14 protein-coding genes are annotated in these 26,606 nt (G+C 36.9%); all 14 read left to right on the top strand.

Annotation, left to right across the window (positions count from 1 at the left end; all coding sequences use genetic code 11):
* The first annotated feature begins 83 nt into the window (after positions 1-83).
* Positions 84-803: a helix-turn-helix domain-containing protein gene (locus tag PL77_RS15290; protein WP_052444460.1), complete on the top strand. Its 720-nt coding sequence runs from the start codon at positions 84-86 to the stop codon at positions 801-803.
* Positions 804-858: 55 nt separating this feature from the next.
* Positions 859-2,361 (top strand): glycoside hydrolase, encoded by a 1,503-nt coding sequence (locus PL77_RS15285; protein WP_044207019.1) that lies wholly within the window; start codon positions 859-861, stop codon positions 2,359-2,361.
* Between the two features lie 36 nt (positions 2,362-2,397).
* The gene (locus tag PL77_RS15280) at positions 2,398-3,891 is read left to right on the top strand and encodes an arylsulfatase (protein WP_044207016.1); all 1,494 of its coding nucleotides are present in this window, start codon (positions 2,398-2,400) and stop codon (positions 3,889-3,891) included.
* Between the two features lie 4 nt (positions 3,892-3,895).
* The gene (locus tag PL77_RS15275) at positions 3,896-5,323 is read left to right on the top strand and encodes a sulfatase (RefSeq protein WP_052444459.1); all 1,428 of its coding nucleotides are present in this window, start codon (positions 3,896-3,898) and stop codon (positions 5,321-5,323) included.
* Between the two features lie 529 nt (positions 5,324-5,852).
* Positions 5,853-8,888: a TonB-dependent receptor gene (locus PL77_RS15270; protein ID WP_082026563.1), complete on the top strand. Its 3,036-nt coding sequence runs from the start codon at positions 5,853-5,855 to the stop codon at positions 8,886-8,888.
* Positions 8,889-8,897: 9 nt separating this feature from the next.
* Positions 8,898-10,580: a RagB/SusD family nutrient uptake outer membrane protein gene (locus tag PL77_RS15265; protein ID WP_172665872.1), complete on the top strand. Its 1,683-nt coding sequence runs from the start codon at positions 8,898-8,900 to the stop codon at positions 10,578-10,580.
* A 101-nt stretch (positions 10,581-10,681) separates the two neighbouring features.
* Positions 10,682-12,610 carry a sulfatase-like hydrolase/transferase gene (locus tag PL77_RS15260; protein ID WP_082026562.1) on the top strand — a complete coding sequence of 643 codons (1,929 nt, stop codon included), beginning with the start codon at positions 10,682-10,684 and terminating at the stop codon, positions 12,608-12,610.
* Positions 12,611-12,634: 24 nt separating this feature from the next.
* Positions 12,635-14,059 carry a sulfatase-like hydrolase/transferase gene (locus PL77_RS15255; RefSeq protein ID WP_052444457.1) on the top strand — a complete coding sequence of 475 codons (1,425 nt, stop codon included), beginning with the start codon at positions 12,635-12,637 and terminating at the stop codon, positions 14,057-14,059.
* 1 nt (position 14,060) lies between these two features.
* Entirely contained in the window at positions 14,061-15,647 is a 1,587-nt protein-coding gene (locus PL77_RS15250; protein ID WP_044207008.1) for an arylsulfatase, read from the top strand.
* A gap of 2 nt (positions 15,648-15,649) precedes the next feature.
* On the top strand, positions 15,650-18,214 hold the full coding sequence (locus PL77_RS15245) for a glycoside hydrolase family 2 (RefSeq protein WP_044207005.1): 2,565 nt from the start codon (positions 15,650-15,652) through the stop codon (positions 18,212-18,214).
* Positions 18,215-18,393: 179 nt separating this feature from the next.
* Complete coding sequence (locus PL77_RS15240) at positions 18,394-21,633, top strand: glycoside hydrolase family 2 TIM barrel-domain containing protein (protein ID WP_044207002.1); 3,240 nt, start codon at positions 18,394-18,396, stop codon at positions 21,631-21,633.
* Positions 21,634-21,788: 155 nt separating this feature from the next.
* Positions 21,789-23,186 carry a sulfatase-like hydrolase/transferase gene (locus tag PL77_RS15235; RefSeq protein ID WP_044206999.1) on the top strand — a complete coding sequence of 466 codons (1,398 nt, stop codon included), beginning with the start codon at positions 21,789-21,791 and terminating at the stop codon, positions 23,184-23,186.
* A 12-nt stretch (positions 23,187-23,198) separates the two neighbouring features.
* Positions 23,199-25,115: a hypothetical protein gene (locus PL77_RS15230; RefSeq protein ID WP_156152381.1), complete on the top strand. Its 1,917-nt coding sequence runs from the start codon at positions 23,199-23,201 to the stop codon at positions 25,113-25,115.
* A gap of 591 nt (positions 25,116-25,706) precedes the next feature.
* Positions 25,707-26,501: a family 16 glycosylhydrolase gene (locus PL77_RS15225; RefSeq protein ID WP_044206993.1), complete on the top strand. Its 795-nt coding sequence runs from the start codon at positions 25,707-25,709 to the stop codon at positions 26,499-26,501.
* Positions 26,502-26,606: the final 105 nt, after the last annotated feature.

Genomic DNA, 26,606 nt, shown 5'->3' with positions numbered 1-26,606 from the left:
TAATAAAAGGCTGTTACAATTTTGTACATTGCAAGAAATAATTCAGCAGTATATAATAAAATTTTCTAATTAGCGGACTGACTATGATTAGATCAAAAAGACCGGCACAACCAATCCAGGGTTTAATTGATGGATTGGAGGTGTTGCAGACATTAACAGTATTGGACAAACCGGCTTCAGTGAAAGATATATCTGAGATGCTAAAGATGGAAAAAACCAAGGTAAACCGACTTCTTAGAACGCTTTCTTTTTTGGGTTATACTTATCAAGATAACCAAAGAAGATACATTCCAGGAGCGGCGGTCCATGTTTTAGCAGCGCATTCACTACATGCGTCTAAAGTATTTCAGATTGCATTTAAGTACATTGAACCACTTTTGGAATTAAATTGTGTAGTAGCAATTGGTGTTTTGTGGAACAACCATGTTTCTTATTTATATCACTGGACACCGGGTATGTCAACAATGGAAGCTATTGGTAAAATGGCCGTTTATCCTTTAGAAAAATCTTCGATAGGACAAATATTATTAGCACATCGAGAGCAATTAGACCTTGATTTTGTAGCGAAGGACTTAAACTTGAGTCAGGAATATTTAGACCAATTGAAAATCGATAAGGAGAACGGTTATAGTATTATCAAGAACGAAAAGACTAGTGTTGCAGTAAGAGTGAACACGGCAGATGAAATCGCTATAGCTCTTTCTGATTTTGATGGAAACCACACCAATGAAGAAGTGATTGAGTTATTGAAGAAAACAACACTTCAAATACAATCAGCTTTTCAAGCGGCTTCCGGAAGATAATTTCAACCCTAAAGTCTATCGTTTCATTTGACGAAGTATTCTGTTATTAAAAGAAATGAAAAGACTTAGTGTTATATTCATTACACTACTTTCTTGTGTCCAACTTTGGGCACAAGAGAGTAGTTCTTCTCTCCAACTTCACCTCAAAACTTCTGAACGCCATCAATTGATTGATCATTTTGGAGCTTCTGATGCTTGGAGTATTCAATATGTTGGCAAAGAGTGGGAGAAACCCCAAAAAGAGAAAATGGCCCAATGGCTTTTTTCAAAAGAACTTGAAAAAGATGGATCTCCTAAAGGTATTGGCCTTTCAACATGGCGGTTTAATATTGGTGCTGGCAGTGCAGCACAAGGGGAGGAATCAGAGATTAAAGACCCGTGGAGAAGGTCTTTTGGTATTTACGATTCACTGACGCAAGAAGTAAAAATTACAAATCAAGAAGGTCAGCTTTGGTTTCTCAAAAAAGCAAAAGAATTGGGGGTTGAGCATTTTACAGCATTTGCTAATTCACCACCAATTGCACTTACCAAGAATCACCTTGCTCATGGAAATGGAGAAACTTCATTAAACCTTTCGAAAGAGAATTATTCCCATTATGCACATTTTTTAGCCCAATTTTTAATTGAAATGGAGAAAGAAGAGCTCCATTTTAATCTAATTTCACCTTTCAATGAACCTCAATGGGATTGGGGAAAGAAAAACGGTCAAGAAGGAACCGCTGCTCACAATGAAGAGATGGCAGCTGTGATTAGAGAAATGGATGCAACCTTCCAACAAAATAAATTAAAGACAAAGATTGAAGTAGCAGAAAGTGCTCAGTACAACTATGTGTACGATCCTTCTTCAAATCGCCCGGACAGAGATCATCAATTATGGAGTTTCTTCCATCCTGAAAGTGTAAATTATATTGGTGATTTAAAGTCAGTTTCGCCCACTTTTTCAGCACATGCTTACTTTACCACATCACCTTTAAGTAAATTGAAAAGTAGTCGCCAAGTGATTGGAAACTTAATGAAGGATTATAAAAATCTTTCTTTTTACCAAAGCGAATACTGTTTGCTTGAAAATAATGAGGAAGTAAAAGGAAAAGGTAAAGATTTAGGAATTGATCCTGCATTGTACATCGCTAAAGTAATGCATTACGATCTTACGATTGCCAATGCGTCTTCATGGCAATGGTGGATAGCAGTCAGCCCTTATGATTATAAAGATGGCTTAATTTACGTGGATAAAAAGGATAAGACAGTGTTAGAAGATTCGAAATGCCTTTGGGCGTTGGGTAATTATTCACGATTTGTACGTCCGGGTATGCAACGAATTACTGCAGCACTTGAAGGGCAATATGATGAAGACCAACTATTGATTTCAGCTTACCAATCCAAAAAACAAACCGTGATTGTCATTGTAAATTTAGCAGATGAACCTTATGAAATTACAATACCTTCCAAAAAACAAAAACAGGTGTATGTCACTTCTTCTACAGAAAGTTTAAAACACCAAAAATGTGCAGGTAAGCTCTCTATTCAACCAAGATCCATTACCACAATTGTGGAGTAAATTAAAAAGAAACGAATTATTACAAACAGCATAAATATGAAAAACAACTTCAATTATTTTTTATTCATCATAGCATGTCTATTCAGTTCATGTTCCACGAATAAATATCAGCAAAGTCAAGATGGTAAGAAGTCGTTGGCTAAGCAACCTAATATTGTTTTTATTCTTGTAGACGATGCAGGATGGGGCGATTTTAGTTGCTATGGACAAGAAAAATTTACTACGCCTAATATTGATGCATTGGCTAAAAGCGGTATGAAATTCAATAGTCACTATGCAGGAAGTACAGTTTGTGCCCCTTCAAGATCGACTTTGATGACCGGTTTACATACAGGTCATTCACCCATCAGAGGAAACAAAGAAGTAAAGCCAGAAGGTCAAGTCCCAATTCCAGCTGATATTGCGTCATTGCCAAAAATGATGCAGTCAAAAGGTTATAAAACAGGCATGTTTGGAAAATGGGGGTTAGGGTACCCAGGTTCAGAAGGAGCACCAAATAATCAAGGATTTGATGAATTTTATGGTTATAACTGTCAGCGACTAGCACATACGTATTATCCTTTGTATTTACGTCATAATGGTGAAAAAGTGATGCTTGAGGGCAATGAAGAAGGAGGACAAAAAGAATATACACATCATTTAATTCATGATCAGGCGTTGAATTTTATTGACGAAAATAAAGATGAACCCTTCTTCTTGTACCTGCCTTATACCATTCCACACGCGGAAGTTGTAGCTCCAGAAGATTCCATTTTCCAGCACTACAAGGAAGTATATCCAAAAGGTAAACCGTATGTAAATAAGAGAAACCATAATCCAAATCTGACACATGAGCAACGTTTTATGATGGGAACGTATGCAGATCAAGAATATCCAAGAGCAGCATTTGCTACTATGATGCATCATTTAGACATCTCTGTAGGAGAAATTATGGATAAATTGAAAGAGCATGGTTTGGATGAGAATACAATCATCTTCTTTTCTTCAGACAATGGCCCACACTCAGCAGGAGGTGCCGACCCTAAGTTTTTCAATTCTAATGGTCCTTTCAGAGGTATTAAAAGAGACCTTTACGAAGGTGGTATACGAGTACCTATGATTGTTTCTTGGCCAAATGTTATCAAGAAAAATACTGAAACAGATCATCCTTCGGCTTTCTGGGACGTTTTCCCAACATTGGCTGATATTGTGGATGCTGACATTGACGAAAAAGCAAACATTGATGGTATTTCTTTCTTGCCAACTTTAATTGGAGAAGCTCAAAAGCAAGAAAAGCATGATTATTTCTATTGGGAATTTCATGAAAGAGGTGGATCTAGAGCAATTCGTATTGGAGATTGGAAAATTGTGCAAAACAAGTTGAAGCAAAAAGCTAAAAGTAAAATTGAAGTGTATCATTTACCTTCAGACCCGGGGGAAGAGAACGATGTTGCAGCAGAAAATCCGGAAATTGTAAAACAAGGAGAAGAGTTGTTTAAGTCAGCTAGAATCCCCAATCAAACTTTCCGTTTTCCAGTAGATAATATTTAATACAATGAAAAGAGTTATTACACTATTATTGCTGTCTATATGTTGGTCTTTGACAACTTTTGGAGCAGACAAGAAACCGAAAAAGCCCAATATTATCTTATTTTTTGTAGATGATATGGGATGGAAAGATCCTTCATTTATGGGATCTGATTACCATGAAACTCCTAATTTAGATCAGATGGCAAAAGAAGGAATGGTATTTTACAATGCTTATTCTTCTGGCCCCAATTGTGCTCCGTCAAGGGCTTCAATGATCTCAGGTCAGTACACTCCTCGTCATGGTAAGATTGCCGTTTGGGATGCCAAAAGAGGCCCCGAAGATAAAATGCGTTTGGAACCAGTACCTGATCAGGAACTTTCATTGGACAACTATACCATGGCGGAAGCACTAAAAGATGGTGGTTACGTGACGGGAATTTTTGGTAAATGGCACATTGCAGGAGAGGCTTCTGAACAAGGTTTTATGGTAGATCAATCGACTGAACCCAAAGAAATTAAGTTCAAGAAAACCAATGATCCAAAGGATATTTATAAGTTGACAGATGAGGCTTGTGAATTTATGGAAGACAATAAAGATAAACCTTTTTTCCTTTATTTACCTCATCATGCCGTACATGCAAAATGGGAAGCACGCCAAGAGATGTTAGACTATTTTCAGGCAAAAGAAAAAGGGAAATTACACAACAACCCCGCTTATGCAGGTATGGTGAAACATACAGATGAGAGCTTGGGGACGATCTTGAAGAAAGTCAAAGAACTTGGAATTGATGACAATACCATCATCATTTTCACTTCGGATAATGGTTCTTTGGGGAAAATTCATCAAGATCCGTTGAGGGGTGTGAAAGGAATGCTTTATGAAGGAGGGATAAGAGTACCGATGGTCGTTTGGTATCCGCCCAAGGTAAAAGCAGGTTCTTCATCTACCGTTTCTGTTGTCAATACAGATTTCTATCCAACATTTTTAGATATGGCAGGATTGAAAACGCCTAAAAATAAAATATTGGATGGTGAAAGTTTAAAGGGACTGTTTTATGGCAAAGCCGAAACATTAAAGAGATCGTCTATCTTTTATCATTATCCTAATTATTTGGATGGGAAAAATCAAAGAGGAGGTAGAGATTCCTACTTTAGAAACCGTCCTGTTACTGTAGTTATTAATGGAGATTGGAAATTATTATTCTTCCATGAAGAGTATATTCTTGATGGGGGAGTGGATCGAATCGATGAAAATAACATGGTAGAACTCTACAATATCAAAGAAGATATTTCGGAGTCCAATAATCTAGCATTAAAAAATAAAGAGGTAAGAGATCGACTTTTAAAAGATTTGCAACAATGGATGGATAAAACAAACGCCCGTCTAGCAATGAAGCCTTCCAAGGAAAATTATAGACCACCATTCCAACGTGGTAAAAAGAAGAACCATTAACGTAGTAATAAATACAAAATAGTAGTTAAGCAAATTAAACCGGCAGCTTTTTATTTATAATAATCAGCTGCCTCTTTTATTGAACGAGATAGAAGTCACATTTTAATTCTTTTGACTTCTAAGCCTAGATTTTTTGCTTCGTTTTTCATCAATGGAAAAATGAAGAAGAAGGAAGCTTGAAAGTAGGACATAAAACCTGCTGAATAATTGATTGGAAGTTTGCGATATGCTTACATTTTTTAATCATACCCATTAAAGTACATCAACGATATAGTTATTTCAGATTTGTGCTGTAGAAGGAATTTTGGCCCTATTTTTAATATATAGTGAACATCAATTCATTTTTAGAGTGTATTAGCTAAAATTTTCTCATTAAAATAACATTTTTTTATAATTAGTGTTGAAAGTACATACTAAATTGCTATATTAGCAATATAATTAAGGCAGGCATTGATTATAACAGATAACGTAAAAATTGCCGACAACACAATTTTTAACTTTTTCGCTAATATTTTTTAAAGAAGAGTTTATGCCGATTACAGTATTGATGAAATGGCGCATATTATTACTTAGTATGATGGGGGTTTTCCTTTGGAATACTGCCATAGCGCAACAACAGGACAAGATAACAATTTCAGGAACGGTGAAAGACCCAGCTGGAATTCCGGTTATCGGAGCTAACATTATTATTGCAGGTACAACAACAGGTACAATGACAAACTTTGATGGAGGTTTTAAATTGGCTGTACCAGCAAATTCAAAAATCATTGTGACATCCATTGGGTACGAAGAAAAAATAGTAAATGTAGGAACAAGTACAGAATTACACATTGTGCTTAGAGAAGCACAAGAACAATTAAACGAAGTCGTAATTATAGGTTACGGTACACAGAAAAAAGCGGATTTAACTGGGGCAGTAGCAACAGTAGATTCAGAAATGATCACAGAAAGAAAAACACCACAACTCTCTCAAGCACTTCAAGGTTCTATTCCAGGTGTGACAGTAACAAGATCGAGTGGCGAACCAGGTTCTACAGGTGACATCTTAATTAGGGGGCAGACAACATTGAACAATAGTTCGCCTTTAGTGATGATTGATGGTGCTCCTGGTGACATTGATGATGTTGATCCTGAAGATGTTCAGTCATTGACAGTATTGAAGGATGCAGCTTCAGCAGCTATCTATGGTTCAAGAGCAGCAGCCGGTGTAATTATCATTACAACAAAGAGAGCAAAAGAAGGAGAACTGACAGTTACTTATAGTGGTGATGTGGGGGTTCAAAGACCAACAACATTACCTGAAATGGTAGATGTTCAGGATTATTTCAGAATGCAAAATGAGTATAAGGAAAACGATGGTTTAGCACCACTTTGGGAGCAGTATTATATTGATAATTATAGAGATAACTCTATGGTTAACCCTGATTTATACCCGAATACAGATTGGCAAGATGAATTATTAAAGGATCATGCTGTTCAGCAAAGACACAACTTCTCAATTGCAGGTGGTAACGATGTCGTTCGATCAAAAATGTCATTTGGTTATTCTACACAAGAAGGTTTAATTCCGAATTTCAATTGGGAACGATATACTTTACAATTGAACAACAACATCAAGATAAACAGTAAGTTTAAAGGTGCTTTGGATATGTATTTAAGACAAAGCAACAAAGAACAGCCTAATGAGGGGCATCATACGAATTCCTTCTACACAAGTGCTCGAAACATTCCTTCTTTCTATCCTGCTTATTGGAGCGATGGTACTTTTGCTGATGGTAAAGATGGTCAAAACCCTGTCGCTTTTGTAAATAAAGGTGGTTACAAAGACAATCAAACCAACTTTGCAAGATTCCGAGCAAGATTAGATTTTGAGCCAATTAAAGATCTTAGAGTTTCAGCACAGTTAGCTCCAAAATTTAATTTCAACAATACAAAGAATATGTTGAGAGTGATTGATTATTATGATACGGAAGGTAACTGGATAGGTAATACGGGTAAGAGTCAAGATAAATTGTCAGATACGCGTAAAGAATCGTATTCGATCAACCAACAATACACAATTACTTATAATAAAAAAATCAACAAACATAGCTTCTCAATTTTAGCAGGTTACGAGAGTAATTATTACAGAGAGAAAACGTTAGAGGCAGAGCGTATTGGGTATGTATTGCCTGATTATGATGAAATTAATGCAGGTAACACAGATATGTGGAGCAACAAGGGTGGTCAAAATGAGAATGCACTGTCTTCATTCTTCTCTAGAGTTTCATATAATTACAAGAACAAATATTACATTCAATCCAACATTAGATATGATGGTTCTTCTAGATTCCACTCGGATCATAGATGGGGATTTTTCCCTTCAGTGTCAGCAGGTTGGAACATCTCTAATGAAGAATTCTTAAAGTCTGCCGATTGGCTTTCTAACTTAAAAGTAAGAGGTTCATGGGGACGCTTAGGTAACCAAAGAGTGGGTAACTACGCTTATACGGCCAACATGAGCAGATCAAACTCATATGTGTATGCAAGTGGTCAGGTTGTTCCTTTAACGTCTTACGCTCAGCAAGATATGGCCATTGAAAATATCACATGGGAAACTACAGAAGGTTATGATATCGGATTTGATGCGGCGTTCTTGGATGATCGTTTAAATGTCAACTTTGACTGGTATTACAAAACTACTTATGACATCTTATTAAAGCTAGATATTCCACTTTACTTAGGTTATGCTAACCCTCCATTACAAAATGCTGGTGTTGTGGATAACCAAGGATGGGAAATCACAGTCAATTGGAGAGATATTATTAATGACGATCTTAACTATTCAATCGGTTTTAACCTATCTGACAACAAAAACACAGTGGTTGATATGAAAGGGGCGAACCAATTGGGTAATCAAGTAACAATGGAAGGCCAAGAATATAAAGCTTGGTATGGTTATGAAAACTTAGGTTACTTTGGAGATGATCATGCAGACCACGCCAAGTTAACAGGTCAAGAACAGCCAGGTGATATTCGTTATAAAAAGCAGCCAGGTGGAGAAAGTGATATGATCAACGCGGAGGAAGATAGAGTAGTGATTGGTAGTTCACTTCCAAGATATACATTTGGAGCCAACTTCAATGTGAATTACAAAAACCTTGATTTTGGCTTAATATTACAAGGTGTAGGCAAAACAGATGTAATGCTATCAAATGCTCAAGTTCAACCTTTTAGTGGTTCATTCAGAAACTTCCCTTCATATGTTGTAGGTAACTATTGGACACCTGAAAATACAGGGGCAGAATATCCAAGACTTTCTGATCAAGGTTCAAAATCAAACTATCAGAAATCAGATTTCTGGTTAGTAAATGGTGCTTACATGAGGATCAAGAACATCACTTTAGGTTATACATTACCAAAGTCACTACTTAAGAAAGTAGGTGTGAAGAAGTTCAGAATTTATGCTTCAGTAAATGATTTATGGTCATTTAATCACATGCCAAAAGGTTGGGATCCGGAAATCAAATCAACGGATTATCCATTATTGACCACTTATATGACTGGTATCAGCTTGAAATTCTAAAAAATGAAAATGATGACAAAGATTTTTAATCTAAGAAATATAGCCGTTGCTGCGTTGGTTTTGTTCAATACTTCTTGTAGAGATTTGGATCTGTATTCAAGAACTTCTCCATCAACAGGTGATTTCTACTCTACAGAAGCAGAGTTGGAAGTAGCAGCAAATGAATTTTACAGAGATTTTATGTTCCCTGTTGATACAGATAAATACTCCGATAATGTATTTACTAGATCAGGAACAGGACACGAATTATACAAAGGTACTTCGACTTCTCAATCGAAGACATTTAAGAGTAGATGGACAGATTGTTATAAATCAATCACCCGTGCTAACATGATGCTTCATTATATGCACAGAGCAGAAGGTGTAACGCCTGAAGCAACATGGCTGAAGCTGAGAGCAGAAGCATTATTGACAAGAGCACATCAATACTTGTATTTGGCGACTCACTATGGAGATGTTCCTTTACTATTAGAGCCAATTCCATTGGAAGAAGCGTATGACATTCGTCGTACAGATAAAGAGACAGTCATTGATCAAGCAATGGAAGATCTTGATTTTGCGATTGAGTACTTACCAGAAACGTATAGTGATGCAGATGTACAACGTTTTACGAAAGCAAGTGCATTAGCTATTAAATCGCGTTATGCCCTGTATACGAATCGTTATGAGGTAGCGGCCGAAGCAGCCAAAGCCTTGATGGATTATGGTCAGTTTGATTTATATCCGAATTACGGAGAGTTGTTCTTAGAACAAGGTCAGCAGTGTAACGAGATTATCATTGCTCTTCCACAATCCTCTGCTTACGGTGAAAAGAGAAATATCCAATATGATATTCAGAGAAATGTTGGTGGATTCGCTTCCACAACTCCAACGTATGAGTTGATTGATAGTTATGAAACGGCTGAAGGTTTACGTATCGATGATGATGCAGCTTCATACAGCTACCTGAATCCTTTTGAAAATAGAGATCCTCGTTTGAAGATGAGCATTCTTACTCCAGGAGATTCTTTGATGAATATCTATTGGGAGCCATTCAAAAAGGAGACTTGGGATATTCAAGAAGAGAAGAGTATCAAAAATATGGACTCTTGGTTATCCAATACTCAAGGTTCTGCAAATCCAGCGGGATTGTTGTTTAAGAAAGGTTTTTCTGATGCCATGAGAGGCAGTATTGATATTGTTGACGTAGATATTATTCTTTATCGATTTGCAGAAACACTTTTGATTTATGCAGAAGCAAAATTAGAGCTTGGTCAAATTGATCAGTCTGTATTAGATGCGATCAACCGTGTACGTCAAAGAGCCTATGCTCAACAAATTGCGGAGGGAGGAACTTACCCTGAAGTGATAACAACAAATGCACAAGAATTAAGAGAAATTATTCGTAGAGAAAGAAGAGTGGAATTAGCGAACGAAGGGCTACGATATATGGACTTAATACGTTGGAATTTGGCAGATGTGGCATTGAACCGTCCTATGATTGGTATCAAAACAGAAGGACTTTCAGAAGAAAGTAACATGTTCTCTGCCATTCCTGAATTTGATGAAAACGGATTACCGACTTACGATCATGTTTTAGACAATCACAACATATTATTAAATAGAGTGTTTCCTGAACGTCAATATATTTGGCCGATTCCATTTCAGGAAAGTGTGACTAACCCTAACCTAGGCCAGAATCCTGGCTGGTAGTAATTTTTTAAGGTAAAAAAGTAGAAAAAACAAGGAGCTTCTTAGGCTCCTTGTTTTTAAAAACCTGATAAGAAATCAAGAATTGGATACAAATTTAAACTATGCATATTGTTAGATATTTACTTTACTTTTTATGTTTTTTAATGTGGTCTTGCGCTGGCAATTCTACATCTCTTCCCAATGAGGAGAATAATCCAAAACCTAATATTCTTTGGATTACACTAGAGGATACTTCTCCTCATTTTATAGGTGCTTATGGCAATAAACAGGCAAAAACACCGAATATGGACGCTTTAGCAAGAGAAGGTTTCAAGATGAATAATGCTTTTTCTACTGCAACAGTTTGTTCGCCATCAAGGTCATGTATCATTACGGGTGTTCATGCCAATCGATTAGGGACAGCCAATCATAGAAGTACAATAGAAATACCCTCTGATGTCAAAGCATTTCCCTACTACTTAAAGAAAGCGGGTTATTTTACAACGAATAATAATAAAACAGATTACAACTTAGCAGAAGAAAAAAATAAAGTAAAAGAAGCCTGGGACTTTAGTAAAGGTAAAACAGGATGGTGGGATAGAACCGATAGCAAACAACCCTTTTTCTCCGTTTTTAATCTAATGACATCTCATGAGTCTTACACCATGGTCAACCCTCATGCTTTTTATGAGAAAAAAGTTAGAAATGTTTTATCGGAAGTAGAGCTCACAAAACCAGAAAGTATTGAGTTACCTCCATTTTATGCTGACAATGATGAAATGAGGTCTTATATGGCAAGAATGTATGATTGTATTACACTGACAGATAAAAAGATCGGAGAAATCATCAATCGCTTAAAAGAGGACGGACTTTTTGACAACACAATCATTTTTGTATTTGCGGATCATGGAGAAGGCTTACCCCGATTCAAAGGAGCGGGTTTGAACTTAGGACATCAAGTACCAATGTTTGTGCACATTCCCCAAAAATATAAACATCTACTTGCAGCAGAAAAAGAGGAATTTGAGAATAGAGTCATTTCGTTTGAGGATTTAGCACCATCGGTGTTGTCTTTGGCAGGAGTTGAAAAACCTCAGTATATGCAGGGTGAAAATATTTTTGGTCAAGACTACCAACGTCAGTATGTGTGGGGAGGTCGTGATGGTTGCGGAGAAGTGATTGATCAAGTGAGAACGGTGACAGATGGTAGATACACTTACGTAAGAAATTATATGACCGATTACCCTATTGTGCAATGGCACAAGTATTCTGACAATGCAGATATTTTGAAGAAAATGCACAAGGATACAAAGGAAAAAACATTGGATAATGTTCAATATCAAGTACTAGGAGCAGGAAAAAAAGGAGAGTGGTTATTTGATAATCAAAAGGACAAATGGAATGTAAATGATCTGTCGAATGAGGAAGAGTATCAGAATGTGTTGGCAAAATTCAGATCAATAAATAAAAATGAAATATTGAACCAGAGAGATTTACATTTTATCCCTGCAGGACAGATGGACCGTTTAGCAAAAGGAAGCAATCCGTTTGAAGCAATGGCAGACGATAAAGTGTATCCTTTGGAAAACATACTTTATGTAGCTGAACTTTCTGGAAGAGGCCATTACTACAAGGACAAACAATTGGCCTATTTGGCTTCCACTGTATCAATGCAACGTTATTGGGCATTGGTAGGGCTGAGAGCACAGGAATTGGATCAGGAAGACTTGCCAAAAATTGAAAAGCTTCTTGAAGATGAAAATCCATTTAACCAAATAGAAGCAGCAACAATTTTATATCGAATGAAACATGATATAAAAGCCAAAAAAGTACTAGAAAATCATGGCAAATCGGACAACGCATTCATAGCATGGCATGCTGTAAGAGCAGTTCAGATGATGCCAATTTCAGAGTACAAAGCCTTTGAAAAGACATTTAGATATGTGACTACTTCTTTAAAAGAACGAGCAAAACTTAACAGAAAGCACGAGATTTATAACGCGATTAATAGTGCATCTCAAGCTCTTGAAATTATGAACTCTAATTATTAACCAAGCATTTGAAAATTAATAATCATGAAGAAATTTATATCGTATTTATCAGTAGGAATCCTATTGTTTTCCTCTTGTCAAAAGACGCAAAAAGAAACTTCTAAGGTCAAAGAAGAGAAGTTACCCAATGTTGTGATTTTCCTTGCAGATGATGCAGGTTATGCAGATTTTGGCTTTCAAGGTTCCAAAAATATTCCTACACCTCACTTGGATAATTTGGCAAGCGGTGGCGTAGTTTTTACGGATGCCCATACTACATGTTCGGTTTGTAGTCCCTCAAGAGCGGGGTTACTTACTGGTAGATACCAACACCGATTTGGTCATGAAAATAACTTTTTATACGGTAAATTTGGTATGGATACTACAGAGGTTACCATGGCAGATGTCTTAAAGACAAAAGGTTATAATACCGCACTTTTTGGAAAGTGGCATTTAGGAACACAAGACTATTTCCACCCCAATAGCAGAGGTTTTGATGAATTCTATGGTTTCTTAGGAGGGCACAGAGGTTATTTCTTTAACCCTGATAAATACGATGCAGCAGATAAGACTTCTACACATATTAATCATAATGGTAAACACGAGGCCTTCGAAGGCTATTTAACAGATGTATTGGCCGATAGAGCGATTGACTTTATCCGTGACAATAAAAAAAGCGAAACACCTTTCTTAGCTTTATTGTCTTTCAATGCCGTGCATACACCTTTACAAGCTAAAGAGGAAGATTTGGAGAAATTTAAAGATCACCCTCGACAAAAAGTAGCAGCGATGACGTATTCTTTAGATGAAGCTATTGGCGATGTAATGAAGACGTTGAAAGAGGAAGGATTGGAAGAAAATACCATCGTCTTTTTCTTTAGCGATAATGGTGGAACGGGCAACGGAGATAACAGCCCATTAAAAGCCAATAAAGGGTATGAGTTTGAAGGAGGACACCGAGTACCTTACTTAATGTATTGGAAAGGACAAGTAAAAGGAGGCGTTACTTATGATGGGTTAACTTCTACATTGGATGTGATGCCTACTATTTTGAAAGCGGCAGGTATTGACAAAACGCCTAAGGCACTTGACGGTGTGGATTTATTGCCTTACGTGAAAGGTACAAAAGAAGGAATGCCTCATGATGAATTGTATTGGAGAATTGGAGATTGGAAGGCCGCTCGTTATAAAAATTATAAATTAGTGAAGGCAGAAGGTGTTGGTCATGTGGTTTACAATTTAGAGGATGACATTTCAGAACAAAAGGTGTTAAATGCTGAATTACCAAAAGTTGAAGGGCAGTTGTTGAAGAATTTAACAGATTGGGAAAATGATGTAATTCCTGCAGCGTGGCCTGGTACAGCCGGATGGACTGAAGTAAAAAGATATGCTTATGGAGATCTTTTTGAAAATCGTAAACCATCGATCACAAGTCCTGGTCAATTGAAGAAACTCAAGACTCAAAAATAGGATGAAAACTACGAGTGACTTAATTAAATTATTACCAATTCTATTATTACTATCCTTCTCCTGTAGTGTGAAGGATGGTAATAGAAAGAGTGAATTGCCAAAGAAGCCTAATATTATCGTGATTTTAGCAGACGATATGGGTTTCTCAGATCTAGGGTGTACTGGAGGTGAAATCAACACACCTAACCTAGATCAGTTGGCTTCTGATGGAACGTTGTTTACCAATTTTTATAACACTCCTCGTTGTGCTCCTTCAAGAGCTTCATTATTGACAGGGTTGTATGCTCATCAAACAGGTGTTGGGCATTTGGTGGAAGACTGGGGAAAACCAGGTTATAAAGGTTACCTTTCCAAGAACACAGTGACAGTGGCAGAGGTTTTGAAAGAAAATGGTTATCATACCATCATGTCAGGAAAATGGCATTTAGGCGATGATCAAGAACATTGGCCTAATGAAAGAGGATTTGAAGACTTTTATGGTATTCCAGCTGGTGGAGGTGTTTACTTTTACCCTACAAAATTCTTAAATAGAGAAGTGTATAAGAATGGTGTGAAGACCAAAGAAAACCCCGACACTTTCTATTCGACAAATAATTTCACTGATGAGGCCATCCAATTTATAGACGAAGCTAAAGGTGACCATAAACCTTTCTTTTTATACATGGCACAGATAGCTCCTCATTTTCCATTACAAGCTTTACCTGAAGATATTGAAAAGTATAAAGGCAAATATGAGGTAGGTTACGAGGCCATTCGAGAAAAGCGATTTGCGAAACAAAAAGCGCTAGGTATTTTTCCTGAAAACCTAGAAATAACAGAAGGAGAACATCCAAAATGGAATGAATTGAAAGACACGAAAGCAGAAGCACACAAAATGAGTGTTTATGCGGCCCAAGTGGATCGATTGGATCAAAATATTGGAAAGTTGATGGATTACCTAAAGCAAGAAAAAATGTACGATAACACTGTCATTTTCTTCTTGTCAGATAATGGAGGATGTCATCAAATGGTCAATCGATCTAAAGGAGTTACGCCAGGAGGAAGAGATTCTTTTGAGTCGTACGGGCATTGGGCTAATGTGAGTAATACTCCTTTTAAATTGTGGAAGAGAGAAACAATGGAAGGTGGAATTAGAACACCATTTATTGCTCATTTTCCTAAAAGTATGAAAGTGAAGAAAGGTCTAAATACGCAGCCGGCACATATTATTGATGTGATGACCACTTGTTTAGAATTGGCAGGGGCAAGTTACCCGACTTCTTATCAAGGTAATACTATTTACCCAACAGAAGGCGAGAGTATCTTAACTTTAGCTAGAGGAGAGGAAACAGATCAAGACAGGATGCTTTTTTGGGAGCACGAAGGAAATAAAGGACTTCGACAAGGAGATTGGAAAATGGTAAAAAGAAGGAAGTCAGAGTGGATGTTATTCAACATGAAATCGGACCCACTAGAAGAGGAAAATATCATTGATCAATACCCTGAAAAGGCAAGCAAATATACCAAAGCATATCAACAATGGATGACAGACCATTTTGTAGAAGAATGGCCTGCAAAAAAGAAAAAGAATAAAAAGAAACTAAACTAACAATGATGAGAAATATCTTAACAAGTGTTTTACTGCTACTAGGACTTGGGCAGGGATTTGCTCAGGAAATAGTATCGTTGAACGGTCTTTGGGATTTTAAAATTGACCGTTACAACAAAGGCTTAGCCAATGAATGGTTTCTTCAGCCTCAATCACAAGAATGGGGAAAGTTGGAAGTTCCAGGCAACTGGGATACCGAAAACGAATACGCCAATTTCTCAGGTGTAGCGTGGTACCATACTACATTTGAGGCAGAAGAAAATTTAAAAGACAAATTAGTACGCCTTTATTTTGAATCGGTTTACAATGAAGCTACGGTTTGGTTGAACGGAGAAAAGTTAGGAACTAATCCTTTTGGTTTCCTTCCATTTGAATACAAAATCACGGATAAGCTTCGTACAGACAGACCTAACGATTTGGTATTGAGAGTAGATAATACTTTCAAAAGAGGAGCCATCTGGAATTGGGGAGGCATTCGTCGCCCTGTACATCTAGCAATTACGGATAAGTCAAGATTAGTTGCTCAGAAAGTAATCGCAGCGCCTAATCTTAAGAAAGGTACGGCTTCCATTGCGATGAATTTGGAATTCGAAAACGATCAATCGGAGGAGAAAGCATTGACTTTTGAGATTGAAGTAGTAAGCAAGGATAACCCTTCAAAAGTAATTGCCAGAAAGAAAGGAAATATTATCGTAGGCAATGGGGAGACAAAAGATATTGACATCAACTTCACATTATCTAAAAAACATGTGAAACTTTGGGATTACAACCACCCCAATTTATACCTTTCTAAAGTTTCTGTTTTTGATGGAGATCACAAGATTCAGGAGCAAACAGAGCGATTTGGTATCAGAAAATTAGAGGTAGTAGGAATGGAGTTGCACTTAAATGGTAAAAACTTCAGACCATTAGGGTTCAATGTTGTTCCAGATGATCGCTTTACCGGTAATACGTTAGGAAGAGAGCGTATTTTAGAAGACATCGCTTTGATGAAAAGTTTAGGAGCCAACTTTGCCCGTGTGAGCCACTTGCCTTTGCCCAAAGAGTACCTTGACTTATTGGATGAGAACGGTATCATGACTTTTGAAGAAGTAGCACTTTGGGGGAAAGACAAATGGGTAGATCCTAATCATCCAATGCCAAAAGCTTGGTTAGAAACAATGATCTCCACAAAGTACAATCATCCATCAGTTATTGGTTGGAGTGTTGGCAATGAGATTGGCTATCGTTCGGCAAACCCTTTGGTCAATGAATATGTGAAATCGGCAATTGACCATGTGAAAAAACTAGATGCATCAAGATTAGCGGTATACGTTTCGCACTCTGCACAAAACCAGAAAGATGATGCATCACAATATTGTGATTTAGTGATGTTGAATATTTATGGTGGATGGGGTAATGCATTAAAAAAATGTCATAAAAACTTCCCGAATAAGCCCATTTTTATGAGTGAGTATGGAGGACGATTAACGAGCGAATTTCCAAACGAAGGGACCGTTGAGGGTAAGAAAATGCTTGATCAAATGAGAGGAAAAGACTATTGTGTAGGTGCTTCTCTTTGGACACTCAATGATTACAGAAGTATGTGGCATGGCGGTACAGGCTGGGCGACAACAGAGTCTCAAAATAGAGCTTGGGGATTGGTCAATACTTACAGACAAAAGAAAAGAGCGTATTATCATTTTAGAGAACAATATGCACCGTTTGATACTTTATTTGTAGAGCACAAGGACCTTGTAAAAGATGTACAACTAAGCCAAATAGTGTTACAGCCAAGGCCTGATAAAGGACTTCCTGCATATGAGTTAATTGATTATAATTTAGTAGTAACAACGTTTGATAAAGAAGGAAATGAATTGACTTCGACATCCAAAAAACTACCTAATATTTATCCAGGAGGTAAGCAATTAAAGGTGCCTTTTAATTGGATTAAAAACACTGATGTTGCCCTATTGAAAGTAGAAGTGACAGATGCTTTAGGTTATGATATTTTTAATATCAATCAGTATTTCTCTGTACCAGCTGTTCCTCATGTAAGGTCGATTTTAAATTCAACTGCTAAAGGACGAATTGTTTTTGATAAGGTTTGGAATGCTGAAGAATACAAATTGTATTACAAAGGAAAAGATGGAGAATTAAAAGAAACTGAACCGACGATTGACCCTTACATTCAATTGGGACAATTAAAGAAAAACATGAAGTTTGATTGCGAATTGGTAGCCATCAATGGATTTGGTGAAAGTGAGAAGTTTCCTTTTGTTTTTGAGAAAAATGAAGAAGAATTACCACCAGTTATATTCAAGATGGAAGGGGGTAAGAATTGTATTTTCATAGGGTATGACTCTCATCCATCAGACTTCTTATACGATGTGAGATATGGTACGAAAGAAGGTGAGTTTGTACAAGAAATGTCGTTTAACTTGAGAGGAACTTATAAGATCCCTCATCTAAAACCTAATACTACTTATTATGTTCAGATGAGAAAGCGAATGCAGTGGGGATTTGCCTCTCAATGGAGTGAGACTTATAAAGTAACTACAAAGAATACTCAAGAAACGGCTCAATAGTTAAATAGTAATCATTCAGATCTTATCGGGGCATTGCAGAACCTCGGTAGAATAGCGATAGCTAAATAGTTTAAAAATTTAATGTAAGTAAGATAGTAGGGGCATTACGTTGTAGTGTTCTTACTCACTACATTAATTCAGTGTAATAAGTATTTAATGTATCGAATAGAGAAATTGACATGAAAAAAAATATAGTAATGGCAGTACTGGCTGCAGGTTTATTTGCTTGCAGTCCCTACTCAAAATATGAAGGAGAAAGGTGGCAAGAAAGTGAAGAGTTGGAGAGGCAAAACCCTTCTATATTCCAAGTGAATAGACTAGCACCAAGGGCACACTTTATTCCTTTTGCAACAGAGAGTGAGGTTGTTTCTAAGAAAATTAAAAATTCATCTTTAGTTCAATCTTTGGATGGACAATGGAAATTTAGCTATGCTAAAACTCCTTCGGAACGCCCTTATTATTTTTATAATGAAGATTATGATACTAGAGATTGGAAAGAAATAACGGTTCCTGGATCGATTGAAGTACAAGGGTTTGGTTACCCGATTTATACTAACGTAAAATATCCATTTACGCTTGATAAGGCTACTCACAATCAAGGGAAATATATTTTACCAGAAGAAAATTCAGTGGGGTCGTATAAGACCACATTTGAGGTTGCTGATGCTTGGAATAATCATGATGTAATTTTGCATTTTGGTGGTGTAGCTTCGGCTTTTTATGTTTGGGTAAACGGTGAGAAAGTAGGGTATAGTCAAGGCTCAAAAACACCTGCAGAATTTGATATTACACCTTATTTGAAAGAAGGAAAGAATGACTTGTCTGTAGAAGTGTATCGTTTTTCAGACGGTTCTTATTTAGAAGATCAAGATTTCTGGCGTTTAAGCGGTATCCACAGAGAAGTGATGTTGTTGGCTAGACCTAAAGCACACTTGGATGATTTTGATTTGATGACTGAATTAGACCTTACAACCAAAGGCGGGGTATTGGACTTTAAAGTAGCTACTTCAAGTGATGTCTATTATGTGGCAGTAAAACTACAAGATGAAGCGACAAAGAAATTCATTTATGAATCAAAGGTAGCGATTGAAAGAGGGACAGGAGTACTTCATACAAAAATCGATAATATAAAACCTTGGACGGCTGAAACACCAAATGTCTACACTGCTTTTATAACAATGATCGATAAAGGTGGTAATGAGGTAGAACATACTTATCAGAAAGTAGGTTTCAGAACGGTAGATATTAAGAATGCTCAATTAAGAGTAAACGGACAGCCTGTCTACGTAAAAGGAGTGAATTTACATGAACATCATCCTGTAACAGGTCACTTTGTAGATGAAGCCACAATGTTGAAGGATTTGAGAGTAATGAAAGAGCATAATATTAATGCCATTCGTTTTTCTCACTACCCTCAGCCAGAACGTCTTTATGAGTTAGCTCTAGAAAATGGATTTTATATCTGTGATGAGGCTAATATTGAAGTGCATGGTTTTGGTGCAGCATTACAAGGAAAGTTCAATAAAGAATACCACCCCGCTTATCAAGAATTATGGGCTCCTGCATTCTTAGATCGAATTAAGAGAATGTATAAAAGAGACCGCAATCAGTCGGCGGTTATTGTGTGGTCAATGGGTAATGAATGTGGTAATGGAGATGTATTTTATGAAGGTTATAAGATGTTGAAGGGATGGGATAAAAGCCGACCTATTGCTTTTGAACAAGCAGGAGAAAACCCGAACACTGATATTGTAGCACCAATGTATCGTTCTCCAAAAGGGGTAGAAAAATATGCTCTTAAAAATCCTGAACGTCCAATGATTTTATGTGAGTACTCACACGCCATGGGCAATTCAAACGGAGACATTAAAGACTACTGGGAAATTTTTGAAAAATACCCTCAGTTGCAAGGTGGTTATGTTTGGGATTGGGTAGACCAAGGGATTCAAACTACAGATAGCAATGGTACGGCATACATGGCTTACGGTGGTGATTTCGGTCCGGAAGATGTACCAAGTGATGGTGCATTTTGTATCAATGGATTGGTTTCAGCAGAACGTGAACCGCATCCGGCGTTATCGTCAGAGGTGAAAAAAGTGTATCAGAATGTTGGTATTGCTTGGGATAAAAAACAAAAGTCAATTAAGGTGACGAATAAGTACGCTTTTATTGATTTATCTGATTTTGAAATCCATTATGAACTAAAAGGAGCCGGAAAGCTTGTCTCAAAAGGAAAGATAGAGTTGAGTGGTGTGAAACCTTACGAAACAAAATCATTTAAACTCCCTTTTATAAATGCAAAATTAGAGAATACTGTAGATTATTACTTGAATTTCACAGTTTTAAAGAAGTCTCCTTTTAAGCTCTTAAAGAAAGATCATATTTATGCTACAGAGCAGTTAGTCTATCAAAAGGCAAGTAAGCAACTGTATGTGAACACAGATGGAAAACAACTGACAAATGATAAGTCTGAATCAAATTTGATAGTCAACGGTGATGGATTCTCAGTCAACTTTGACCTTGAAAAAGGAGAGATGATTTCTTGGAAACAAAAGGATATCGAGTTACTCGAAAAAGGTTTTAACCTTGATATGCAAAGAGGTTGGACGGACAATGATTTCGGTATGAAATTCGACAAACGCTCAAAAATTTGGAAGTTCAATTCTCAAGATATTTTTACAACTTCATTTGTGAAAATATCTTCTCAATCCACTGAAGTTACAATGAACTATGAGTTGAAAGAAGAGGATAAAGTGGTAGCAGAAATGAAAATAAAGTATACCGTTTTCCCTTCTGGTGACATCGCAGTTTCTACAACTTTAAATCCATTGGACAAGGAGTTACCAATGCTTCCACGTTTTGGGGTTCAAGCACAATTCCCTGTAGCATATAATCAGGTGAGTTACTTAGGTAGAGGCCCAGAAGAGAATTATATAGACCGTAATTATGGTACTCATATCGATTGGTATGCTTCAAAGGCAAAAGATCTATACTATCCTTATGTTCGTCCACAAGAGAACGGTAATCATACAGATACAAAATATTTTACATTGACAAATAATGTCGGGGACGGTATTTTGTTTGTATCTGAAAATGATGCTTTCAACTTTACGGCATTAAGAAACAGTCATGAAGATTTTACTTCAGAAGAACGTACTGATGGTCGCCAAATTGATGGTAGAAAAGTGATCAACAGACATACCAATGATGTGAAACTAAGAAACGAAATATACCTAAATATCGATCATGGATCAACGGGTGTTGGAGGCGTCAACTCTTGGGGAGCTTGGCCTTTGGAACAGTACCGTTTACAACCAGCTAAAATGTCTTATACTTTTAGGATGAAAGCAATAACGAAAAGTGATAATCTGCACGAACAAGGTAACAAGAAGTTACCACCATCGAAGTTACTGTTATAGACAAAGCAGTGTGTAAATTTGGATCACCTAAGTCCTTTCAGGATTTAGGTGATTTACCAATCTATTGATGCAGTCACATAAGAGCAATTCATGAAGACCAAAACGACTTTAATTTTCTAAACAGTTTACGGAATAAGAATAATAAACCATTAAGTATGAAAAAAATAATATATACTTTATCCATCTTGTGTTGGACGCTGTTCAACGTAAATGCACAAGATGCCCGACCGAATATTGTCTTGATTGTAGCAGATGATTTAGGTTTTGCAGACATCAGTCTTCACGGAAGTAAGCAAATTAATACTCCCAATATTGATCAATTAGCACACGATGGCGTGTTGTGTACAGAAGGTTATACCTCAGCACCAGTATGTAGTCCTTCAAGGGCAGGTTTTATTACCGGAAGACATCAAGTGAAATTTGGTTATGATAATAATTTAGGTGGAAATCAGCCTGGCTTTGATCCTGAGTATTTAGGTTTGCCGTTATCTGAAAAGACAATAGCCACAAGATTAAAAGATTTAGGTTATAAAACGGCATTAATTGGTAAATGGCATTTAGGAAGCTTACCGAAGTATCACCCCACGAAAAGAGGATTTGAAGAATTTTGGGGATACACTAGCGGAGGACACGATTACTTTATTGCGAAAGAAAATGGGAAAGGGTATAAAGCTCCCATCGAGTGTAATTATAAAACACCTCAAAAGCTTTCTTATATCACAGATGATAAAGGAGATGAATGTGTAGACTTTATCCAAAGACATAAAAACGAACCTTTCTTTTTATACGCTTCATTTAATGCACCTCATACTCCGCTTCAAGCTACGGAAGAAGATCTACAGTTATTTTCTCATATAGAAGACACAAAAAGAAGAACCTACCTCGCCATGGTTCACCGTTTGGATATTAATATTGGAAGAATCACAGAAACACTAAAAAAGGAGGGTTTATATGACAATACTATCATTATGTTTATCAGTGATAATGGCGGTCCTGTTAATCACAATGCATCGGTCAATGCTCCTTACAATGGCCAAAAAGGAATTTTATTTGAAGGTGGTATCCATGTGCCTTATATCGTTTCATGGCCAAAAGTATTGCCTAAAGGAGAAAAATATACAGAGACGGTTTCAGCACTTGATTTTGCCCCTACAATGTTAGTGGCCGCTGGTGGTGAAATTACGGAAGAATGTAAGTTTGATGGAGTAGATCTGGTTCCTTACTTTACAGGAGTCAATAAAAAATTACCCCACGAAGAGTTGATGTGGAAGTTTACCATTAGTGCGGCTTACAGAAAAGGTAAATGGAAATTAGTTCGTCTGCCAGATAGAATGCCTGCGCTTTATGATTTATCAAAAGATGTTTCTGAGCAGCATAATGTGTCTTTGAAATACCAGAAAAAAACGGAGGAAATGTTGAAGGAGTTAGGACAGTGGGACGTTACATTACCACATCCGGTTTTCTTGGAAGGTGCCGTTTGGAAAAAAAGACAATTGGACTTGTATGATGCAGATTATCAATTGGTGCAACCTAAAAATCCCAAAGTAAAATAATAGCGTGTACTGATGAAAAAAGTATTAATACAAAGTTGCTTGATGGTATTCTTTTCTTCTTTTGCCTTTGGACAAGGAAAAGGAGAATTTAAGATTTACCCCAACGAGAAGAAACAAGAGGTTTGGGGCATCGGTTTTGAAATTCAAAGCGATGCCATCGGTTCTGGGAATACGGGATTACCAGAAGATAGTGTGGTCTCAGTACCTTATGGATTGACCGTGAAAGAGAGAGAACGATTTGCGGAGGAGATGTTAAAAGGCTTTCGTTTTTGTCGTATTGCCGGTGGTTTATATTGGAGAGGTACCGATCAGGAACAAAAGCAATTACAACCACGTTGGTCCACGCAATTAGTCGAATTAAAAGAAATGCTAGACAGAGCTGGAGTAGAAGGGGTCTCTTTTGAATATTGGTCTCCTGCTCCGTATTGGAAGGCCAATTCAAGTTACCTAGGCACAAGCAATAAAGATGTTTATAATACATTGAGATGCTTTGGTCCTGACTTCCAAAATGACCCGATATACAAAGGGGACACGACTCGTTTTTTACAAGAATTTGGAGAAGCGTGCGTCAATGATATCATCACCTTACAACAAGCAGGAATCAGAACGTTGCAATGGGGATTACAAAATGAACCTTGGGTCTCCAATAAGCAGAGGTATTCTACTTGCAGGTATGGAAAAGCAGAAGATTATGTGACAGCTTATACGGCAGTTGCTTCAAAGGTCAGGGCATATGATCCTACTATTTTACTTTTAAGCGATACAGAAACAGCTTTCCCAAGAAAAATAGCTGTTGGAATGCACAGACCTGAAGTCGCTAAACTGGTAGATGCTTATGCTGTACATACCATTGGTTGGGATTCTGAATCGGTCCGAAAAGTAGGGAAAAAGATTGAAGACGAACTTCCTAAGAGACCATGGTTTCAAAATGAATATGAATACCTTAGTGGTGAAGCCACTCCAGAAAGATGTCTAAATAATGTGCAGCATATCATGAATTCATTTCAACTGGTAGGAAATCCCACATGGTATTGGATTCATGCGCTGAAACCTTTTAAAAATTCAGAGGCGAGCGGTTATTCTTTAGGTTTCTGGAAAGCATTGAACTCAGAAAAGAAAGAAGTGAACGATGCATACCAACGTTGGCAGGGTGGTCCTCAAATTCAAGAAATGCCCGAAGAATTTAAGGCCATGGAGTTTGTCAATGTGACAAGGAAAACAGATAAAAAACCAGGAAGGGATTTCAATTTTATCTTAGGACAAGAAACGAAAGTTTATTTAGTGGTAGATCAACATGGTGGTTATGTGCCTGAAGGTAATTGGGAAAAAACAACAAAAGTAATCCAAAGAGAAGAAGGAACAGACGTTGTGTATACTACAGTTTTGAAAAAAGGAAAACATCAAATTCCATCGCATACTGGTCAAGAAGGAGAGACTTACGGTGCTCCTCATGCTTTATTTTTAGATCGAAGTGATCATAAAACTTTTGCTATTGAAGTAGGAGTGAATAGCCCAATGAAAATAAGATCAAGTGCCATGAAGCTCGAAAAAGCAGCGGCTGAAATGAAACCTGGACATTGGATTTATAACGATTACAATTGGAATGCTGTAGGAAGCTTTATTCATCATATGCCTTGGAATTCAACAGTACTAAAGGTAGAAGAAGCCGAGTATAATAAAGATGCTCGTATTTTGGTATTTGAAAAACCAAATGGCAAAAGAACAGTGGTGATTTCAAATAGAACAGGAGGAGACTATAATTTTACGATTGACACACAGTGTTCTTCAAAATCAAAATGGGATGTCTATCGATATACACCTTATGAGAGAGGAAAGGATTCAAAGGGTGTAAAAATGGGAGTATCTAAAGGAAAAGAAATCAATGCCACTCTGCCTCATTTGAGTTGGGAATTCTGGGAAGAGAGGTAGTTGATTATTCGATAAAAATATCACTTATAGTTTAATGCACTGTAAACTAAGTTTTTGAGTGTTTGTGTTTTTTAGAAATCAGGAGATTTCTGATGATCTGTAGGACACGAATGCCGCTAACGCTTAACATTCGCGCCATTGGAATTTCTCCATTTTTAGTTTGGTAGTTCTATCCCCGGCCTTGAAGGGAAAAGCGTTAAGAATTTCATGGAATGAGCCGTTAAAAATGATTTTCTTGTTTGAGCTTTAGCGAGTTTAAAATCATTTAGGCGAGAGAAATGGAATTTAGCTTTTGACTTCTAAGCCTTGACTTTTTTGCTTCGTTTTTGTGTTAAGACAAAAATGAAGAAGAAGGAAGCTTGAAAGTAGACCCTACAAAAGTTAGTAGAAAGATCGATTAAAAGTGAATAAAAACTTTTGTTTACAATGCATTTAAACACCAAATCATCTATCTATGATGATATAAAATGTATTTGTTACATTAATTTTTTTGATTTCAAAAACAAGTTGCTATATTAGCAATATAAATACTTTTTAATACAGATGAAGAGCAATCATTTTCTCTATATATTAGCCATCTTATTTTTTCAAATGACCAGTTGTCAAAAGCAATCAGATATTGATTATTCATTGTATGAATTGAAGTTTGAGGATAACTTTGATGGCAACCAGCTTGATCTTAAAAAATGGGCTTACCGAACAGATAATAAACATAGAAGTGTTCAACTAAAAGAAAATGTTGAAATTGGTAACGGGTACTTGACGCTTCACTTAAAGCAATTGAGTCAACCTTTAGAAGGGAAACTGGCTACAGGAGCAGGTATTGTTTCTAGAGAACGTTTTAGATATGGTTATTATGAGGTAAGAGCAAAGTTGGGTAACGGTATAGACAGCGATCAGGATGGAGAAGTAGACGAAGGTTGGCATCACTCTTTTTGGGCAATGGCAGCCGAAATTGATGGAGATGAGGTAGCAACAACCTACCCTGGAATTAGAAGAACGGAAATTGATTGTTTTGAAAATTCTAGTGAACACGGAGAAGATCCTGGCCAAAAAGGTTTAAACCGTTTTACGCAGCATGTTATCATTTGGAACGAAAAAGGGAAAGAAGTAGGGCGTTTACCAAAGCCACCTGCGGATTTGACAAGGATCAAAGATTTTCAAGCTATTGATTGGCATACTTATGCTTTTGAATGGACCGACGAAACACTTCGCTTCTTTGTAGATGGCAAAGAAACACACAGTACATCGTATTCCGCTTCTGAATACGAGCATGATTATATCAATGTTTGGTTAACGGCAATTTCTGCAAATTGGAATAAAGAAGGAGCGGAAGATAGCCAAGCCATCTATGATTACTTTAGGTATTATAGTTTTAAAAAATAACACAATTCTTAATTTAAACGAACTTCTAATCATTAAACAGTAAATTCAATTTATATAGTCATATATATTCGTTAATTGTAATTCAGTTAAACATTATTATTACTT

Source organism: Flammeovirga sp. OC4, assembly GCF_000812565.1.
Lineage (GTDB): Bacteria > Bacteroidota > Bacteroidia > Cytophagales > Flammeovirgaceae > Flammeovirga.
The sequence above is the reverse complement of the archived record's forward strand: the minus strand, read 5'-3'. Positions and strand labels throughout refer to the sequence as shown.

Bases quoted from the DNA above. Each gene is read 5' to 3' on its own strand.
- PL77_RS15290 (WP_052444460.1), top strand. From the start codon at position 84: ATGATTAGATCAAAAAGACCGGCACAACCAATCCAGGGTTTAATTGAT.
- PL77_RS15285 (WP_044207019.1), top strand. From the start codon at position 859: ATGAAAAGACTTAGTGTTATATTCATTACACTACTTTCTTGTGTCCAA.
- PL77_RS15280 (WP_044207016.1), top strand. From the start codon at position 2,398: ATGAAAAACAACTTCAATTATTTTTTATTCATCATAGCATGTCTATTC.
- PL77_RS15275 (WP_052444459.1), top strand. From the start codon at position 3,896: ATGAAAAGAGTTATTACACTATTATTGCTGTCTATATGTTGGTCTTTG.
- PL77_RS15270 (WP_082026563.1), top strand. From the start codon at position 5,853: ATGCCGATTACAGTATTGATGAAATGGCGCATATTATTACTTAGTATG.
- PL77_RS15265 (WP_172665872.1), top strand. From the start codon at position 8,898: ATGATGACAAAGATTTTTAATCTAAGAAATATAGCCGTTGCTGCGTTG.
- PL77_RS15260 (WP_082026562.1), top strand. From the start codon at position 10,682: ATGCATATTGTTAGATATTTACTTTACTTTTTATGTTTTTTAATGTGG.
- PL77_RS15255 (WP_052444457.1), top strand. From the start codon at position 12,635: ATGAAGAAATTTATATCGTATTTATCAGTAGGAATCCTATTGTTTTCC.
- PL77_RS15250 (WP_044207008.1), top strand. From the start codon at position 14,061: ATGAAAACTACGAGTGACTTAATTAAATTATTACCAATTCTATTATTA.
- PL77_RS15245 (WP_044207005.1), top strand. From the start codon at position 15,650: ATGATGAGAAATATCTTAACAAGTGTTTTACTGCTACTAGGACTTGGG.
- PL77_RS15240 (WP_044207002.1), top strand. From the start codon at position 18,394: ATGAAAAAAAATATAGTAATGGCAGTACTGGCTGCAGGTTTATTTGCT.
- PL77_RS15235 (WP_044206999.1), top strand. From the start codon at position 21,789: ATGAAAAAAATAATATATACTTTATCCATCTTGTGTTGGACGCTGTTC.
- PL77_RS15230 (WP_156152381.1), top strand. From the start codon at position 23,199: ATGAAAAAAGTATTAATACAAAGTTGCTTGATGGTATTCTTTTCTTCT.
- PL77_RS15225 (WP_044206993.1), top strand. From the start codon at position 25,707: ATGACCAGTTGTCAAAAGCAATCAGATATTGATTATTCATTGTATGAA.